Origin of the sequence: Streptomyces sp. NPDC021224 (assembly GCF_044332905.1) — a bacterium.
In the GTDB taxonomy this organism is placed as follows: Bacteria; Actinomycetota; Actinomycetes; order Streptomycetales; family Streptomycetaceae; genus Actinacidiphila.
This window is the reverse complement of sequence record NZ_JBIRPW010000001.1, coordinates 234843-252155: the sequence shown is the minus strand read 5'-3', so window position 1 is coordinate 252155 and position 17313 is coordinate 234843. Positions and strand designations below refer to the sequence as shown.

At 73.0% G+C, this 17313-nt stretch carries 18 protein-coding genes; 6 read left to right on the top strand and 12 right to left on the bottom strand.

Annotated elements, in window-relative coordinates; translation table 11 throughout:
• Positions 1 to 26 precede the first annotated feature (26 nt).
• From ACH4PY_RS01025 to ACH4PY_RS01000, 6 genes are all read right to left on the bottom strand, one after another.
• The gene (locus ACH4PY_RS01025; RefSeq protein ID WP_398174274.1) at positions 27 to 491 is read right to left on the bottom strand and encodes a hypothetical protein; all 465 of its coding nucleotides are present in this window, start codon (positions 489 to 491) and stop codon (positions 27 to 29) included.
• Between the two features lie 71 nt (positions 492 to 562).
• Positions 563 to 1405, bottom strand: a complete 843-nt coding sequence (locus ACH4PY_RS01020; RefSeq protein WP_398174271.1) for a helix-turn-helix domain-containing protein — start codon at positions 1403 to 1405, stop codon at positions 563 to 565.
• Positions 1395 to 1919: a DUF6879 family protein gene (locus ACH4PY_RS01015; protein WP_398174268.1), complete on the bottom strand. Its 525-nt coding sequence runs from the start codon at positions 1917 to 1919 to the stop codon at positions 1395 to 1397. The genes ACH4PY_RS01020 and ACH4PY_RS01015 overlap by 11 nt, the downstream gene beginning before the upstream one ends.
• Entirely contained in the window at positions 1903 to 2109 is a 207-nt protein-coding gene (locus ACH4PY_RS01010; protein ID WP_398174265.1) for a hypothetical protein, read from the bottom strand. The genes ACH4PY_RS01015 and ACH4PY_RS01010 overlap by 17 nt, the downstream gene beginning before the upstream one ends.
• 163 nt (positions 2110 to 2272) lie before the next feature.
• Entirely contained in the window at positions 2273 to 3559 is a 1287-nt protein-coding gene (locus ACH4PY_RS01005) for a phosphatase PAP2 family protein (RefSeq protein ID WP_398176006.1), read from the bottom strand.
• A gap of 366 nt (positions 3560 to 3925) precedes the next feature.
• Positions 3926 to 4771, bottom strand: coding sequence for a lysozyme (locus ACH4PY_RS01000; protein ID WP_398174262.1), 846 nt, complete (start codon positions 4769 to 4771; stop codon positions 3926 to 3928).
• A 356-nt stretch (positions 4772 to 5127) separates the two neighbouring features.
• On the opposite strand from ACH4PY_RS01000, the gene ACH4PY_RS00995 reads away from it, so the two are divergent.
• From ACH4PY_RS00995 to ACH4PY_RS00985, 3 genes are all read left to right on the top strand, one after another.
• Positions 5128 to 7149, top strand: a complete 2022-nt coding sequence (locus tag ACH4PY_RS00995) for an ATP-binding cassette domain-containing protein (protein ID WP_398174259.1) — start codon at positions 5128 to 5130, stop codon at positions 7147 to 7149.
• Positions 7150 to 7430: 281 nt separating this feature from the next.
• Complete coding sequence (locus ACH4PY_RS00990; protein WP_398174256.1) at positions 7431 to 8006, top strand: PadR family transcriptional regulator; 576 nt, start codon at positions 7431 to 7433, stop codon at positions 8004 to 8006.
• Positions 8007 to 8089: 83 nt separating this feature from the next.
• The gene (locus tag ACH4PY_RS00985) at positions 8090 to 9097 is read left to right on the top strand and encodes a tyrosine-protein phosphatase (protein WP_398174253.1); all 1008 of its coding nucleotides are present in this window, start codon (positions 8090 to 8092) and stop codon (positions 9095 to 9097) included.
• Positions 9098 to 9169: 72 nt separating this feature from the next.
• Here ACH4PY_RS00985 and ACH4PY_RS00980 read toward each other — a convergent pair whose 3' ends face one another.
• From ACH4PY_RS00980 to ACH4PY_RS00955, 6 genes are read right to left on the bottom strand one after another with little or no spacing between them, the layout of a single operon-like run.
• Positions 9170 to 10237, bottom strand: a complete 1068-nt coding sequence (locus ACH4PY_RS00980) for an FAD-dependent monooxygenase (RefSeq protein ID WP_398174250.1) — start codon at positions 10235 to 10237, stop codon at positions 9170 to 9172.
• Positions 10237 to 11085: a class I SAM-dependent methyltransferase gene (locus tag ACH4PY_RS00975; protein ID WP_398174247.1), complete on the bottom strand. Its 849-nt coding sequence runs from the start codon at positions 11083 to 11085 to the stop codon at positions 10237 to 10239. Before ACH4PY_RS00975 ends, ACH4PY_RS00980 begins: the two co-directional genes overlap by 1 nt.
• Positions 11085 to 11732, bottom strand: coding sequence for a response regulator (locus ACH4PY_RS00970; protein WP_398174244.1), 648 nt, complete (start codon positions 11730 to 11732; stop codon positions 11085 to 11087). Before ACH4PY_RS00970 ends, ACH4PY_RS00975 begins: the two co-directional genes overlap by 1 nt.
• Complete coding sequence (locus tag ACH4PY_RS00965) at positions 11729 to 12415, bottom strand: sensor histidine kinase (protein ID WP_398174241.1); 687 nt, start codon at positions 12413 to 12415, stop codon at positions 11729 to 11731. The genes ACH4PY_RS00970 and ACH4PY_RS00965 overlap by 4 nt, the downstream gene beginning before the upstream one ends.
• Entirely contained in the window at positions 12415 to 13116 is a 702-nt protein-coding gene (locus ACH4PY_RS00960; RefSeq protein ID WP_398174238.1) for a class I SAM-dependent methyltransferase, read from the bottom strand. Before ACH4PY_RS00960 ends, ACH4PY_RS00965 begins: the two co-directional genes overlap by 1 nt.
• Positions 13117 to 13176: 60 nt before the next feature.
• Positions 13177 to 14028 carry an SAM-dependent methyltransferase gene (locus ACH4PY_RS00955; protein ID WP_398174235.1) on the bottom strand — a complete coding sequence of 284 codons (852 nt, stop codon included), beginning with the start codon at positions 14026 to 14028 and terminating at the stop codon, positions 13177 to 13179.
• A gap of 223 nt (positions 14029 to 14251) precedes the next feature.
• Between ACH4PY_RS00955 and ACH4PY_RS00950 the strand changes: the two genes are divergently transcribed.
• From ACH4PY_RS00950 to ACH4PY_RS00940, 3 genes are read left to right on the top strand one after another with little or no spacing between them, the layout of a single operon-like run.
• Positions 14252 to 14500 (top strand): acyl carrier protein, encoded by a 249-nt coding sequence (locus tag ACH4PY_RS00950; protein WP_159011933.1) that lies wholly within the window; start codon positions 14252 to 14254, stop codon positions 14498 to 14500.
• Positions 14497 to 15813 carry a beta-ketoacyl-[acyl-carrier-protein] synthase family protein gene (locus ACH4PY_RS00945; protein ID WP_398174231.1) on the top strand — a complete coding sequence of 439 codons (1317 nt, stop codon included), beginning with the start codon at positions 14497 to 14499 and terminating at the stop codon, positions 15811 to 15813. Before ACH4PY_RS00950 ends, ACH4PY_RS00945 begins: the two co-directional genes overlap by 4 nt.
• A complete protein-coding gene (locus tag ACH4PY_RS00940) occupies positions 15810 to 17066 on the top strand; it encodes a beta-ketoacyl synthase N-terminal-like domain-containing protein (RefSeq protein ID WP_398174228.1) in 1257 nt (418 codons plus the stop codon). The genes ACH4PY_RS00945 and ACH4PY_RS00940 overlap by 4 nt, the downstream gene beginning before the upstream one ends.
• Positions 17067 to 17313 lie beyond the last annotated feature (247 nt).

Below are 17313 nucleotides of genomic sequence, written 5' to 3'. Positions count from 1 at the left end.
CCCGGCGCACCGGCCCGCCGCGGAGGTCAGCCCTCAGGCGTCAGGGGGCTGTCGGAGCAGTTGGCGTGGCACTGCGAGCACTCCGCCAGTTCGATCTCGGGCCAGAAGTCGGGGTCCACCAGAAAGCCGAGGTCCGTGATGGTGTCGACGGCGCGCTGACGCAGCACCTTGCCGCCGCCGTGTTCCACCGGATCGAGGTAACCCGGCTTGTGGTGGACCATCGTGCCGAAGCGGTCGGTGCACCAGGCCATGTACGCCTCGGTGTGCATCAGCCACGCGTGCCAGTAGTCGTCCACCTCGGGCGACGGGCTGAGCGGCCGGTCCGACCCGGCGCATGCCGCGAGAAACGCGGCCATCTGTCCGACCCCGGTGGCCGCACGCTCCTCGGTGATCCCCGGATGCTGTGCGCGGACGGTTTTGATGATCCGCTCGCGGTCCCCCGGCGACAGGAGTTCGCGCGGGTCGACGAGATGGGCGGTCGTGTCGGTCATACGGATTCCCTTCCCCACTGGCGGGTGCGACGAGGGGAACGCTAGGGAGGATTGCCCTTGCGGAACCAGAGCTATTGGTGTTGTCGGGTAAAGATCATGGACCAGTTGGTCAGAAACTCTCGGCACTCGTCCCCGAAGGCCGCGTACCGCTCGTATGATTCGAAATCCTTGAGGTATGCCTCTACGTCTCTGCGGTCCCGCAGTATCAACGCGCCCGTTCCGGTCTCCACCGTGGCGAGTCTTCGATCGTAAACCGTGAAAGTGTTGAGCGGCCTTTCCGGGATATGCCCGCCCAGCGGGATCACTCCCAGGCGCACATTCGGGAAGCGGGAGACCGATGCGAGCCGGTCCAGTTGCAGAGCCATTGCCGTAGGTGGGATGAGGGGCCACCTGACCGCTTGCTCGGTGAGGAGAAAAGTGAACGACTTGGTCGGATCGTAGAGCACCTGCTGCCGTTCCAGCTTCCTGGCGATGGTCTTCGACTGGTCGCCCGGGACATCGGCGATGCTGGCGCGCACATAGTCGGGTGTGGCGAGCAGTCCGGTGATCATCGACAGCAGGAAAAACCGGAATTCGGTCGAGGCGCTCTCCAGCCCGGCCAGTTCGTTCTGCTTCTTGTCCAAGCCGCGCCGACGCGAGGACCAGTGGTCCTGCCATTCCGTGTTGGCAGTCCTCGCGAGGGTGATGATCTCGGCCCTCGTGTCCTCCCGAGTACCCAGGGCTTCCAGGACGAGTTCGACATCGACAAGGGAAGGCGTGAGTTTTCCGCTCTCGATGTTGCTGACCTTGGTCTGTGACATGGCGCAACGACGGGCGAGCCAGGTCTGTGTCTTCCCGGCTCGCCTGCGCTGGTTTCTCAACGCTCCTGCCAAGTCGGACCTGGACTGTCCCAGGGTCCCGGGATCAAGCGTCAAAGCCCTTCACGTACTCCTCGAACGGCACCGACGCGGCCACCGCGATGCGCTGGTACTCGGCGAAGGGCGCCGGGTCGCCGTCGTGGACCTCGCGGTTGATCTGGCGCCCGTCCGGCGCGTAGTTCATCAGCACCACTTCCGTGCCGTCGAAGATCCAGAAGTCCTGGACGCCGTCCAGGGGATTCGCCCGGTCCGTCACGTCCAGAATGCGAATCTCTTCACCGGCCAGCGCATGGGGCGCGTAGTACTGGGAGAACTCGAAGCGCAGGTACGGCGAGAGCGGTCGGCTGAGGATGTGGACGCGCCCTTGCGAGCGTCCTTCTGCGACCTGTCGGCGGAGCCGGTCCGTGTACTCGTTCGAGACTGCCCGGGGGTCGATGCGGGCCCCGGCGCGGAACGCCGCGAACTCCTCTTCCTCCTGCGGCATGAGGTATTGCGGAAGGGTCTCCAGGCGCCAGGCCTCCCGCCGGAATCCCTGGAACCGGGCCGCCCATTCCTCACCAGCCAAGAGCACGAACGGCCTCCCTCAAGGTCTCCTCCGGAATTTCCACGAGGGCTTCCCCGTCGGGTGCCGCGAAGGCGTGCGACACCTCGCCCTGGATCACGAACGATCCCGATGCCGTCCGGTAGACGTTCGGGCAGTCGTCCTTTCCGCATGTGCCGTTGCCGTTGCCGGTGAGCAGGGTCAGTTCTTCACGAGCCATGACCGCGAACCCCCTTGGGCCGGCCGCCTGCGGGCCGGTTCGCACCGACGTTACGGGCGGAGTATCCGGGGCGTCCATGCGGCGACGCCAATATTGGCGTCATCGCATAAACGCGCCCCCCACGGCCGTGGCCCCGCCCCGTGCGGGCCGGGAGGCGGCACGGTCAGACCAGGACGGGGGTCGGCTCCGGGTGGGGGTGGGGGGTCGGGGAGGGGGTCCAGGGGCGGGTGGTGCGGATGTAGGCGGTGATCACCGAGAGCAGCGCCAGGATCAGCAGGGGGCCGAAGAGCCAGGCGTGGTGGGCCATCTGCATCGGGAGGTAGCGGTAGGCGAGCAGCAGGGCGGTGAAGACGGTCGTGCCGTAGGCGACGAGGGCGAGGCCGCGGGGGTCGAGGCCGCGGTCGAGGGTGCGCAGGGCGGCCTCGATCGTGAGGGAGAAGACGGCGCCCGCGACGAGGTCCACGCCGTAGTGGTAGCCGAAGCCGAGGGTGGCCAGCAGGGTCGCGACGAGCCAGAAGGCGCCGGCCCAGCGCAGGGCGCGGGGGCCGCGGCGGGAGTGGATGAAGATCGCGGTGGCCCACGCGGTGTGCAGGCTGGGCATGCAGTTGCGCGGGGTGACCTCGTCGAAGGGCATCGGGTGCGGGGTGGTGAGCGCGGGCGGGGTGTGCGGCCACAGGTTGGCGAGGGCCCAGTGGCCGCCGTCGCCGCCGTACGCGAAGACCGGGCCGACGGTCGGGAAGAGCATGTAGATGCCCGGTCCGAGCAGGCCGATGACCAGGAAGGTGCGCACCAGGTGGTGGCGCGGGAAGCGGCGGTCGGTCGCGACGTGCCGCAGCTGGTAGAAGGCGACGGCGACCGCGGCGACCGCGAGCTGGATGTAGACGTAGTCCAGCAGGTGCTCGCCGACCGGCCCGGTGGCGTGCACCATCCGGCCGACCAGCCACGACGGGTTGCCGAGCGCGCGGTCGGCGGTCTCGGCGTACGGGTCGAGCACCGACGGGCGGGCCTTCGACGTGATGAGCAGCCACGTGTCGCCGACCTTGCGGCCGGTCACCAGCAGCAGTCCCAGCCCGACGCCCTTGAGCAGCAGCTCGCGTTCCCGCCCGGTGCGCCGGGTCAGCGCGATCACGACGACGCCGATGATCACCCACAGCGCCCCGTTGCCGAACGCCGGCTTCGCGCCCACCGCCCAGCGCACCAGCAGGAGGACGGCGTCGATGCCGACCGCCGCGCCGAGCGCGACCGCCCGCTCCCGCCAGGTGAGCACGACCATCATCAGCGCCATGCTCGCGTAGAGCAGGAAGCCGGACTTCGGCGCGAAGACGACCTCGCGCACCTGGTTGGTGACCGGCCCCGGCAGGTCGTAGTGCCGGGCGGCGATCTCCATCCCGGCCATGAAGAGCGCGGTCACCACCCCGGCCACGCCCCACAGCCATCCCGGCACCCGGATCGGTTTCACCGGCGCGGCCGCCTGCACCGCGTGCGTGGAGTTCGCGGCGGGGGTCGCTTCGGTGGAACGGTCCGGGTGCCGGGGTGACCGGGTCTGCCGGGGTATTCGGGCCCGTATTCGCGAGGGTATCTGCGTCAACGGACTGGCCTGTTTGTCATGGTGGGACGGGATATCGCGTTTTTCATGCCGTAATGCGGTGCTTTCCGGTGAACGGGCGGCGAAGGAGAATCGTCATGGGCTCGAACATGTTAACGGAACACGACGAGCGGGTGCCGCTGCCCGGGCACGACGGAGCCCCCGTCCGCTACGCGCGTAGCGGACGGGGGCTCCGGTCTGCTCCGGCGGCGTGCTGCCGCCGGGGCGGGGTCAGCCGTTGGCCAGTGCCTGCACCCGGCTGAAGTCGCCGTTGAAGGCGTCCTGGTCGCCCGGGAAGACGCCGCTGTCGGCGTACTGCCAGATCGTCTGGTAGGGCCACTTGTACGGCATGGTGCCGGGGCTGCCGTTGTAATTGGCCAGCGCCAGCGGGTTGGTGGAGGAGAAGTCGCCCGTGTTGCCGGTGCACTGGCTCCACCAGCTCGTCGCCGTGTAGATCACCGGCCAGCGGCTGGTCTTCGCGTGGTATTCGTTGCTGAAGGACAGGATCCAGTTGACCATTCCGGCCGCCGACAGGCCGTAGCAGCTCGCGCCGTACGGATTCCACTCGATGTCGAGCATGCCGGGCAGCGTCTTGCCGTCCTTCGACCAGCCGCCGCCGTGGGCGACGAAGTAGTCCGCCTGCGTGGCGCCCGAGGACGTGTTCGGGGTCGCGAAGTGGTACGAGCCGCGGATGAGGCCCGCGTTGTACGAACCGTTGTACTGCTGGGTGAAGTACGGGTTCGTGTACGACGTGGACTCCGTCGCCTTGACGTACGCGAAGCGCGCCCCGTTCGCCGCGACCGAGGCCCAGTTGACGTTGCCCTGGTAGCCGCTGACGTCGAGGCCGGGCGTGCCCGCGACGTTCGGGGTGAGGGTGAGGTGGCTCGTGTCCGCGGAGGCGGACTGGTGCTTGGCGGTCTGCGACCCGGCCCAGTCCAGCTCGGGGTGGGTGATCGGGTTCTTGGCGGTGTGCGAGGGGGCGGCCGCGGCCGGTATTGCGGTGGCACCGAGGGCGGCACAGGCCAGGACCGCGCAGGCGGCGAACCCGCGGGAACTGACAGGGGCATGCCAAATCATGGATTCCTCCGGACAGGAAGGGAGTTCCGGGTGGGGGGTGTGGGGACGGCATCGTCCAAGCCAAGAGTGAAGGTAACTTTCGTCCCGCACAAGGCGCATGAAAAAAAACTTCCACGCGCCGGGCGCGGGGCGGCGGCGTGCGGGTGCCGCGCGGAGCGCTCGGCAAGGGGTCGCCCTCCGCACAGGGCGGTCCCCGCGCCCCTCCGGGACGTACCGGCGTACGCCATATGCGGGGGGCATGCGTCCGCGCGCCGGACGGGGTTTGCGGCGGGGGCCCTGCCGGGGCGGGCGGCGGGAGCACACTGGTGGGCCGGATCGCGGCTGCCGTGCCCGCGGCCGAACACAAGGGGCGGGTCATGACGAAGCGGACGTCGGGCTTACCGAAGCAGGGTGCGGCCGGTGTCGGGGATGCGGCGGGGGCGCCCGGGCCGGCCGAGGGGGCGCCCCGGGTCGAGGGGGCTTCCCGGGCCGAGGGGGCGGCGGCCGGGGCGCCCGGCGGGGCGAAGGCCGTCACCGAGGAGTTGCGGCTGGACCTTCCCGCCGACCGGCGGCTGGAGGCCGGGAAGTCGATCACGCTCGGGGCGATGGCCCGCCGCCTGCCGCAGCTGATCGCCCGCGCGCTGGGCATGGCGTGGCAGGTGGACCGCGCCGCGGTCGTCGCGCTGCTGGTGTGCCAGGTGGTGTCCGGGGTGCTGGAGGCGCTGGGCCTGCTGGCGATGACGGGCACGATCACCGCCGTCATCGCGTCGGGCCATGTCGCCGCCCGCCTGCACCAGGCCGCGCCCTCGCTCGTCCTGCTGGCCTCGGCGGCGGGGCTGCGCGCGGTGCTGGCCATCGCGGTCACCGCGCTGTCCACCCGGCTGGCGCCGCGGATCTCCCGTGAGGCGGAGCTGCGGCTGCTGGACGCGGCGACGCACGCGGAGCTGGCGGCGTACGACCACCCCGGCTACAACGACCGCTGGGACGCGGCCGACCGCGGGGTGGAGGTCTCGCAGGAGATGCTCAACCAGTCGCAGAGCGTGCTGGCGGCCGCGGCGTCGCTGGTCGCGGCGGCCGCGGTGCTGACGACCGTCCACCCGGTGCTGCTGCCGCTGCTGGTGCTCGCCTCGGCCCCGCAGGCGGTCGCGGGCGTGCGGGCGGCCCGGCTGACGTACCTGACGTCGCTGGACACGATGAAGGACCGGCGGCTGCTGGGCATCCTGCGCTGGTACCTGGTCGACAAGCAGAACGCCGACCAGATCCGCTCGGGCACGATGGCGGGCTTCCTGCTGGGCAAGTACCGCGCGGCCGGGGCGCGGGTGGACGCGGCGACCGACCGGGCGGCGTGGCGGGCGGCGAAGATGGCGTTCGCCGGGAGCCTGGCGGGCGGTGCGGCCTCGGGTGCGGTGTGGGCGACGCTGCTGTGGCTCATCGCGACGGGACGGGTGTCGGTCGCGGCGGCCGGGACGGCGACGTTCGCGCTGCGCTCGGTGGGGTCGGGGCTGCGCGGGGTCGTCGGCTACGGGGCGATCATCTTCCGTACCGGCATGTACCTCGACGACTGGTCGGACTTCCTGGACGAGGCCGGCGGCCACCGCGTCGCCCGCGGCGACACCGTCCCGCACGGCCCCGCCGTCGTCCGTACCGACGCCCTCGGCTACACCTACCCGCACGCCGATCGGCCCGCCCTGGACGGGATCACCCTGGAGGTGCGGCGCGGCGAGGTCCTCGCGCTGGTCGGCGAGAACGGCTCGGGCAAGACCACGCTGAGCAAGCTGCTGGCCGCGCTCTACCTGCCCGGCGCGGGCAGCGTGACGTGGGACGGCGCCGACACCCGCACGCTCGACGCGCAGGCGGCCTGGCGGCGGGTCGCGGTCGTCCCGCAGGAGTACGCGCGGTGGCCGCTGACGGCCCGCGAGAACATCACCCTCGGCCAGCCCCTCCCCGCCGCGGACGACGCCGTGCGCGCCGCGGCGCTGGCCTCCGGCGCCGACGACGTCATGGACTCGCTGCGCTCGGGCCTCGACACCCTGCTGGCCCGCGAGTGGTGGGGCGGCCAGGAGCTGTCCGGCGGGCAGTGGCAGCGGGTGGCGCTGGCCCGCGCCTTCCACCGGGACGCGGGCCTGCTCGTCCTCGACGAGCCCACCGCCGCCCTCGACCCGCGCGCCGAGCACCGGATCTTCACCGGCCTGCGCACCCTGGCCGCCGACCGCGCGGTCGTCCTCGTCACGCACCGGCTGACCAACGTCACCGTCGCCGACAAGATCGCCGTCCTCGACCGCGGCCGCCTCGTCCAGTACGGCACCTTCGCCGAGCTGCGCGACCGTCCCGGACTTTTCCACGACCTGTGGATACTCCAGAACGACCGCGAGACCGAGCCCACGCCGACCGCACGGTGACCCCGGGGCGACCCCGGGCTCAGTCCTTGCGGTCGCTGTGCTGGTACTTCGTGCCGCCGATGAGCACGAGCAGCGTGCCGACGCAGATGGCGATCACCGCCAGCGAGAATCCGATCGTCTCCAGTGCCCTCATCGCACCGCCCTCCTCCCGCTCTCCTTCCTCACCGTCGCACACGTGCGCGCGGGCGGCATTCCGGACGAGGGGCAGCGCGGGCGGGGGCGCGAAGGGTATAGTCGAAGTCGGGTAATCGACATCGGTCACCGGGGAGAGGGGGGGCGCGATGGCGGCGCGCGCGGTGCGCAGTCCGCTCACGCTCGCGGTGCTGAGCCTGCTCAGGGAGCGGCCGCGGCATCCGTACGAGATCCAGGCACTCGTGCGCGAGCGGCATGTGGACCAGGTCGTGAAGATGCGCGGCGGGTCGCTCTACGACGCCATCCGGCGGCTCGCCGAGGCCGGGCTCGTCACGAGCGTGACGTCGGAGCGGGCAGGCGCGCGGCCGGAGCGGACGGTGTACGCGATCACCGACGAGGGCGTCGCCGTCGCCGACGCCCTGGTGCGGGACTACCTGCGCACACCCGCGCAGGACTTCCCCGTCTTCGTCACCGGCCTCGCGCACGTCCTCGACCTCGACCCCGCGACCGCCGCCGCCCTGCTGCGCGAGCGGCGCGGCGCGATCCGGGCCGAGCACGACCGCGTCGCCGCCCAGCTCGCCGCCGACACCGCGGACCTGCCGCGGGTCGTGACGCTGGAGGCCGACTACGCCCAGGCGCTGCGGGTCGCCGAGCTGGCCTGGCTGGACCGCACCGCCGCCGCGATCGAGGCGGGCGACCTGCCCTGGCCGGAAGGCCGTACGTAGCCCCGAACCGCACCACCGCACACCGCACGACGAACGCACCGGCGAGACGCACCGGCGAAACGCACCGACGAGCGGAGGAGCACATGGGAACGGTCGTGTTGGCGGTCGACGTGGTGCGCGGCGCCACGGGCGGGCTCGACGTGACGTGGGAGGCGGCGGGACCGGGCGCCGTGGAGGTCGCGGTCGGGGCGACGCCCGAGGCGGCCGGCAGCGGCCCGCCCGTCGCCCGCGTCGCGGACGGCGCCGCCCGCCGGGTCGCCCTCGACGGCCTCGGCCCCGGGCGCCACTACGTACGCGTCGGCCCCGAGGGCGGCGGGCCCGCCGTGCTCGGCGCCGAACGCGTCCTGCCGCTGGAGGGCGCGACCAACTTCCGCGACCTCGGCGGCTATCCCACGCTGGACGGCGGCCGCACCCGCTGGGGCCTGGTCTTCCGGGCCGACGCCCCCGACCGCCTCACCCCCGCCGACCTCGCCGCCCTCACCCCCCTCGGCCTGCGGGTGGCCTACGACCTGCGCACCCCCGAGGAGCGCGCCAAGGCCCCCTCGGCGCTCCCGGCGGCCGTCCGGCACGAGCCGTACGACATCGGCGGCGACGCGTCCCGCACCTCGCTGCTCGGCGACCTCTTCCGGGCCGGACGGCTCGACGCCCTGCCCGACGACTTCCTGCACCGCGTCTACCTCGACATGGCCGACCAGGACGCCGCGACCTTCGGCCGTGTCCTCACCGGCCTCGCCGCCCCGGACGGCGCCCCCGCCCTCGTGCACTGCACCGCGGGCAAGGACCGCACCGGCATGGCGGCCGCCCTCCTGCTGTCGGCCCTCGGCGTCCCGACGGCCGCGGTGCTGGACGACTACACGCTCAGCCGCCGCCACTACAGCGAGCGGCGGCTGACCGCGATGCTGCCGCGGCTGCGCCGCCTCGGCCTCGACGAATCCCGCTACCACACCGTCTTCGGCGCCCCGCGCTCCGCGATGGAGCACACGCTGGCCGCGCTGCGCGACCGCCACGGCTCGGTCGCGGGCTATCTGACCGACCGCTGCGGGGTGACCGCCGGGACGCTGGCCGCGCTGCGCGAGCGGCTGGTGGTGTGAGGCGGTGGGTGCGACGCGGACGCCGAAGGGGCGCGGCAGGTGCGCCGCGCCCCTTCGGTGTGTCCGGCCCGCTCAGACGCGGGAGGGCCAGTCGATGCGGTGGTCCAGCACCCAGTCCAGGGAGTTGTCGGGCAGGCCGGCGTCGAGCTTGGCGGCCGACGCGCGGGCGCCGAGCGCGACGACGGCCTCGACACGGCCGCGCCGCAACTCCTCGTAGCGCGCGGGGGCCTGGCCCCACGGCAGGTCGCGCAGGCACTGGGCGAGGACCACGGCGTCCTCCAGGGCCATGGACGAGCCCTGGCCGGAGGTGGGCGTCGTGGCGTGGGCGGCGTCGCCGAGCAGCACCAGGCGGTCGCGGTGCCAGACGGGGACGGTGGGCAGGTCGTGGGTGGCGAGCGCGTACAGGTCGGTGTAGGTCGCGCGGATGACGTCGGCGACGAAGGGCGGGGCGGCGGCGAAGGTGTCCAGGAGGCGGGCGGTGAGGGCGGCGCGGTCCATCGCGGCCAGTTCGGCGCGGGACGGCTCGGCGCCCCACGGCAGGTTCGCGAACCACCACACCTCGCGGCTGCCGGAGACGGTGTAGCCGAAGAAGCCCTTGCGGGTGGGGACGAACTGGAGCTGGGCCGGATCGCCCGGGGCGTCCACGCCGGAGGCGAAACCGCCGAGGTTGAGCAGGGGGACGTAGCGGGTGCCGGGCGCGTCCGGGTCGATGAGGGTCCGGGTGCGCGAGTGGATGCCGTCGCAGCCGACGAGCAGATCGCCGGAGAGCGCGGGGCCCTCGGCGAAGCGCGCGACCACGCCGTCCGCGAAGGTGTCCGCGCCGACCAGCTTGCGGTCGTGCACGATCCGGGCGCCGGCCGCCACCGCGGCCTCCCGCAGCACCCGGTAGAGGCCTGCCCGGCGGATCGGTGCGAAGCCGGAGGGGCCCGCGGCGCCCGCGAGCGACTCGCGCAGCACGGCCTCCTTCAGGCCCAGCACGTCCAGGGCGGCCAGGCCGTTGGGGGCGACCATGACCCACAGCCCGGCGTCCTTGTCCTCGGCCGGGCGGGCCTCGCAGACGGTGACCTCCGCGCCGATCGCACGCAGCGCGACAGCGGTGGCCGGACCGGCCACCCCGCCGCCGATGACCAGGGCGTGCATCACTGGCTCCTCTCGTCGTGGGGGGTACGGGCGTGCACGATGCGGCCGCCGAACAGGTCGGGCAGCGCCGGATCGAGGTCGTAGCGCGTCACGCAGTCCCGCCAGCCGACGTCGACGATGCTGCCGAAGCCCGCGTCGGCCAGCTCCGCGGCGATCTCCGGCGGGGTGAAGAAGGACCGCCACGGCTCGCCCATCCGCGCCATCGCCTCGGCCTGCGCGGCGAGCGCGGGCCTGCGGTGCGCGGGCAGCGCGGCGGCGGGCTGGTTGTAGTCGAAGACCAGCTCGGCGGGCGCGGGCAGGCCCGCGACGAAGCGCGCGGTCTCCAGCAGCGCCTCCCGCTCCAGGTACGGCGCCACCCCGAGCAGCAGGAAGAACGCCGGTGACGTCCGGTCGAACCCGGCGGACAGCAGCGCCGATTCGGCGGTCTGCTCGGCGAAGTCGGCGGGGCAGAAGACGACCGTGTCGGGCACGTCGATGCCCGCCGCGGCCAGCCGCTCGCGCTTCCACGCCTGCGTGGCGGGCAGATCGACCTCGAAGACCCGCAGCGCGGGATTGCGGTTGCGGTACGCGAAGGTGTCCAGGCCCGCCCCGAGGATGACCACCTGCCGGGTGCGGGTCGCGGCCAGCAGCGCGTCCTCCGCGACCCGGTGGCGCAGCGCCATGAACAGCCGTACCTCGGCGGGCATGCCGTGCGGCACACCCGCGGCGGGTCTGCCCGGCCCGGTGGCGGCGGGCAGGATGCGCGCCGCCAGCGGGTCGGCGAAGACCCGCGCGGAGTCCGCCGTCTGGTGCGCGGCGCGGGCGTGCGCCGAACTCATCGCGGTGCGGCTGGGGCGGCCGGTGGGCATCAGCGCTCTCCTCCTGTCGTGGTCAGCCGCAACCGCCGTGCGTGGCTGATCAGTTCGGCCCGGCGGCTGACGCCGAGCTTGACCTTGATCGAGGCCCGCTGGGCCTCGACGGTGCGGACGGACAGGCCCAGTTCGTCGGCGATCTGCGGGTGGGTGAGGCCATCGGCGATCAGGCCCAGCACCTCGCGTTCGCGGCGGCTGAGCGGCCCGTCGCAGCCCCCGGGGCGGTCCAGCAGGGCGGCGCCGAGGGCGGGTTGGAGGTAACGGCCGCCGGCCGCGAGCGCGTCGACGGCGGCGACCAGCTCCTCGGCGGCGGCGTCCTTGGTGAGGAAGCCGTGGGCCCCGGCGGCGAGCGCGTCGCGCGCGCAGTCCAGGTCGTTGCGCATGGTCAGGACGAGCACCCGGGTGGCCGGGGACAGCGCCCGTACGGTCGGCAGCACGGGGAGGCTGAGGGTGCCGGGGAAGTTCAGGTCGAGCAGCAGCACGTCGGGGCGGTGCCGGCGGACCTGCGCGACGGTGCCGGGCAGGTCGGCGGCCTCGCCCGCGATGCGGTAGCGCTCGCCGTCCAGCAGGGTGCGGATGCCGTACCGGACGACCGGGTGGTCGTCGCAGATGAGGATGCTCGGGGCGGGCCCGGGGCGGTTCATCGCCGGGACCTCCCGTCGGGGGCGGGGCGCGGCTCCCTGGGCAGCGAGAGCGTCAGGGAGGTGCCGTCGCCGCCGGACCGCACGGCCAGGTAGCCGCCCGCGGCCCGCGCCCGCGCATAGCTCGCGCCGAGCCCGAAGTGGCCCCGCGAGGCGGCTTCTTGGGCGGGCTGGAAGCCGTGGCCGTCGTCCGAGACGACGCACACCAGGCGGCTGCGCGAGGACGCCAGCGACACCCACGCGTGCGCGGCGCCGCTGTGCCGGGCGGTGTTGTGCAGGGCCTCCCGCACGATCCGGTACGCGACCAGGTCGTTGCCTGCCCAACTGCCGGACGCGGTGGTGTGGTTGTCGACGCGGATCCGCACGCCGGTGGTTGACTCCAGGTGCGCGGCGGTCGCGGCGAGCGCGGTGGGCAGGTCCTCGTGGGGCGGGGCGTCGGGCGCGTCCGTGAGGTCCGCGGACCCGGGCGCGTCCGCGTGCCGGTCGTCCGTGTGCTGGGCGTCCGCGACGAGCCGCCGCAGGCCCGCGATCTCGCCGTCCAGCAGCTCGCGCAGGGCCTCGCCGACGTCGCGGGGGAGCGGGCCGGGCGCGGCGAGCGCCCGGCCCAGCCGGATCCGGGCCACGGCCAGGCCCTGGAGCACACCGTCGTGCAACACCTGGGCGGGGACGGACGGTTCGGCGCCCATCACGCCCCCGGGTGGCGCGCGGCGAACAGGCAGACCGTCCCGGAGCGGACCGTCTCGACGTCGGTGAAGCGCGCGCCGAGCTGCTCGGTGAGGTCGTCCATCCGGTCGTCGAGGTTGCTGAAGACCTCGCTGCGGTTGAGCTTGGCCAGCAGCTTGCCGGAGCGCTTGCTGTGGTGCGGGCCCAGGCCCAGCACGGTGGCGCCGAACACCCGGGCGCCGGGCCGCAGATGGGGCGTGACGTGGTCGAAGACCACCGCCTTCTGCGCCATCGTGCCCGGCAGGCAGTGCAGCAGGAAGTTCATGCCGACCGAGTCGTAGCGCGCGCCGCCCAGGGTGTCGAACGGGTGGAACGCGTCACCGGTGCGGACCTCGGGCCGGTAGCGCCGGATGCGGTGCGCGGCCGTGGTGAGGACCACCTCGTTGAGGTCGAGCAGGGTGATCGACGGGGAATCCACCGGAAATCTGCATTTGTCCATGAACCATCCGGTGCCCGGCCCGATATCGAGATGCGCGGCCCCGGTGTGGCGGTTGTAGTGTGCCAGCATTCTGCCGCGCGGGCAGCGCCACATGAAGCGGCTCATCATGCCGAGCACGAAGAGGTCGTACGCGGCGAGCATGGGACGCCGATAGGACTCGGCCCCCGCCCGAATGCGCTCCTGCGTCGGTTCGGAAAGTTCGGTCTGCGCGTGGTTCGATTCCATGGCAGTCAATCCCTCGGCGTCCTCGTCGGCATCCTGTGCGGCGTCCTCTGCCCGGACGTGTCAGACGCGGGTCGCGGTGACGAACTGGCCGCCCGGCAGCCGCCCGTCGGGCCGCCCGTAGCGCGCGCCCAGCTCGCCGCGGTCGGTCACGTGCAGGCTCCAGCCCTGCCCCGCGACCCAGTCCCGCCCCTCCGGGCCGAGGCCGCCGCGGACCATCGCGCTGATCCGGTCCGCGCCCGGCGTGCTGAGGGCGGCGTTCTTCGCCCGCGGGTCGGGGCCGGCCTTGTCGGAGTGCTCGAAGACCAGCCTGCTGCCCGGCGCGGACAGCCGCCCGACGTCCCCGACGACCTTCCGCGCCTGCTCGCCGGTGAGGTACGGCAGCACGCCCTCGGCGACCCACGCGGTCGGCCGGGCGGGGTCGAAGGCCTGCCCGGCGAGCCGGGCGGCGAAGTCCTCGCGCAGGTCGGCGTGCACGGCGGTGCGGGAGCGGGCGGTCGGCTTCGCGCCCGCGGCGGCGAGCACCGCGTCCTTGAAGCCGAAGACGGACGGGGTGTCGACCTCGTACACGTCGGCGTCCGGCACCGGCAGCCGGAAGGCGCGCGCGTCGAGCCCGGCGCCGAGGATGACGACCTGGCGGCAGCCGGCGGCCACCGCCTCGCACACGTAGTCGTCGATGAAGCGGGTGCGGACGACCCCGCGGGAGTAGAACAGGTCGACCCACGCCTCCAGCGAAGGCCACTCGTCCGGCTCCAGCACGTCCTTGGCCGCGTCCACGAACCCCTGCGCGTAGGGGTCGTGGAACATCCGGTCGGGGCGGGCGGATTCCAGCGCGCGGGCCATCGCGACCGCGACCGAGGTGACCCCGGCGCCGGCCGGCGCCGTGGATACGGAGGCCGCTGCTGACGAGTCCATTACCGTCTCCTCGCAATCGGGAAATCAATTGACGCCAGTGAAGCACCGGCCCGGAAATTGCGTCAATAATTCCCCCGGTCGGCAAGGCTTCGTCCCCGAGGATGGGCGCGCCTCGTTCGCGGGTATGAGCCGATTTAGTTCTCTGGGCTGAAGATATTCCGGCTGGATATTGCGTAACCTGAGTCGCCGGGTTCGTTGCTGGAAATGTGAAAGGGGATTCGCTGTGCCGACATTCACAATTAACGAGCTGATGGAGATCCTGGTCGTCAAAACCGGACTGCCCCGCTCCGCGGTGACCGCAGACCCCGGCGCCACGCTCAGCGACGTCGATCTCGACTCGCTGGCGCAGCTCCAGGTCAGGGCGGAGATCGAGGACCGCTACGGGATCGCGCTGGAGGACGAGCACGCCCACGCGACCTTCGGCGAGCTGGTGGCGCTGGTCAACGAGGGACTGAGCGAGCGGGCACGATGAGCGGCCCGCTGAGCGGCCCCGCCGGCACGTCAGCGGCCGGGGGACGGCGGATCGTGGTGACCGGAATCGGGGTGGTCGCCCCCGGCGGGGCCACCCGCAAGGCCTTCTGGCAGATGCTCACCGACGGGCGTACCGCCACCCGGCGGATCTCGCTGTTCAACCCCGCGCAGTTCCGCTCCCAACTGGCGGCGGAGGTCGACTTCGACCCGCTGGCCGCCGGTCTGACCCGGCAGGAGGTCTTCCGCAACGACCGCTCCGTGCAGTTCGCGCTGGTCGCCGCCGACGAGGCGGTCGCCGACTCCGGCCTGGAACTGGACGCCGCCGGACCCGGCGGCGTCGATCACGACCGGATGGCGGTGTGCCTGGGCAGCGCGGTCGGCGCGAGCACCCGCCTGGAGGACGAGTACGTGGTGGCCAGCGACGGCGGCCGCAACTGGCTCGTCGACCCGCGGTTCGCCTCCGACTTCCTCTACCAGGCGTGGGTCCCCAGCACCCTCGCGGCCGAGGTCGCCTTCCGCTTCGGGGCGCACGGCCCGGCCTCGGTGATCTCCACCGGCTGCACCTCGGGCATCGACGCGCTCGGCCAGGCCTACCAGCTCATCCAGGACGACATGGCCGACATCGTCCTCGCGGGCGCGAGCGACGCGCCCATCACCCCCATCTCCATCGCCTGCTTCGACGCGATCGGCGCCACCAGCACCCGCAACGACGACCCCGAGCACGCCTCCCGCCCCTTCGACGCCACGCGCGACGGCTTCGTGATGGGCGAGGGCTCCGCGGTGCTCGTCCTGGAGGAGTACACGCACGCCCGGCGGCGGGACGCCCACATCTACGCCGAGATCCGCGGCTACGCCAACCGCTGCAACGCCTTCCACATGACCGGACTGCGCCCGGACGGCGCCGAGATGGCCGTCGCCATCCGCAGCGCGCTGTACCAGGCCCGGCTCGACCCCACCGCGCTGGACTACGTCAACGCACACGGTTCGGGCACCAAGCAGAACGACCGGCACGAGACCGCCGCCTTCAAGGCGAGCCTGGGCGCGCACGCCTACCGGGTGCCGGTCAGCTCCATCAAGTCCATGGTCGGGCACTCGCTCGGCGCGATCGGCTCCATCGAGGTGGCCGCGACCGCGCTGGCGATCGAGCACGACGTCGTGCCGCCCACCGCCAACTACGCCGAGGCCGACCCGCAGTGCGACCTCGACTACGTGCCCAACACCGCGCGCGACCACCGGGTGGACGCGGCGCTGTCGGTCGGCAGCGGCTTCGGCGGCTTCCAGTCGGCCATCGTCCTCACGGCGGTGCCCCGATGACCGCCGTGATCACCGGGCTCGGCGTGGTGGCGCCGACCGGCGTCGGAGCGGACGCGCACTGGCGCGCGACGCTCGCGGGCGAACTGGCCGTGCGCCCGCTCGAATCCTTCGACGCGAGCGGCTACGCCACCCGACTCGCGGGCCAGATCAGCGACTTCGACGTGGACGCGTACGTACCGGGACGCCTGGCGATCCAGACCGACCGCTGGACGTGGCTCGCCTTCGCCGCGACCGGGATGGCCCTCGCCGACGCGGGCTACGACCCGGCCGCGCACGACCCGTACGCCACCTCCGTCATCCTCGGCAGCGGTTCGGGCGGCAACGAGTTCGGGCAGCGCGAGATCCAGGCGCTGTGGAGCCGGGGCCGCAAGGCGGTCGGCGTCTACCAGTCCATCGCCTGGTTCTACGCCGCCAGCACCGGCCAACTCGCCATCCACCACGGCACCAAGGGCCCCTGCGGGGTGCTGGTCGCGGACGCCGCGTCCGGCATCGACAGCCTCGGCTGGGCGGACCGCGCCATCCGCCGCGGCACCGGCGCCGTGCTCGCGGGGGGCACCGAGGCGCCGCTCGCCCCGTACGCGCTGACCGCCCAGATGGCGGGCGGCAAGATGTCCACCGCGACCGACCCCAGGGCCGGTTACAAGCCCTTCGACCGCGCCGCGGGCGGCCATGTCCCCGGCGAGGGCGGCGCGGTGCTGCTGGTCGAGGACGAAGAGGCGGTACGGGCCAGGTCCGGCCCGGCCGGATACGGCACCCTCGCCGGATACGCCGCCACCCACGACGCCCACCACTACCGGGACACCGCGCCGGACGGCCGGCAGTACGCCCGCGCGATCGAACTCGCCCTCGCGCGCGCCGGATCGGTCCCGTCCGACATCGACATGGTGCTCGCCGACGGGGCGGGCCGCCCGGACGCCGACGCCGCCGAGGCGCACGCGCTGTGCGCGGTGTTCGGCCCGCACGGCGTCCCCGTCACCGCCCCGCAGGGCCTGGCAGGGCGGCTGCTCGCGGGCGGCTCCGCGCTCAACGTCGCCACCGCGCTGCTGGCGATGCGGGCCGGGGTTATCCCGCCGGTCGGCAACCTCGACGACCCGGACCCGGCGTACGGCCTCGACCTCGTCCGCGCACCGCGCGAACGCCCGCTGCGCACGGTGCTGGTCACCGCGCGCGGCCAGGGCGGCTTCAACAGCGCGGTGGTACTGCGCGGCATCCCGCCGCGCGGCGCGGACTCCCCTGCCACCGGGGGGAGTTGAGCCGACACCGTCGGACCCGGGACGGACGGTACCGATATTCGGTGCAGGTGTGCTTTGGTACGGAGCAGACCGGCCACGCTGATTACGTGCACGCGCCGAAGGGGAGCCACCTGCGGATGGCAGAGCTGTCTGTCCCACAAATCCACAGATGGTTTATCACTCTGCGGGGGTCTCGATGGACATTGTACGTGGTTTAGACGATTTGTTGCCTGTGGCAGTTTGTGGTGGTCCTGGCGTGTACCGGGCA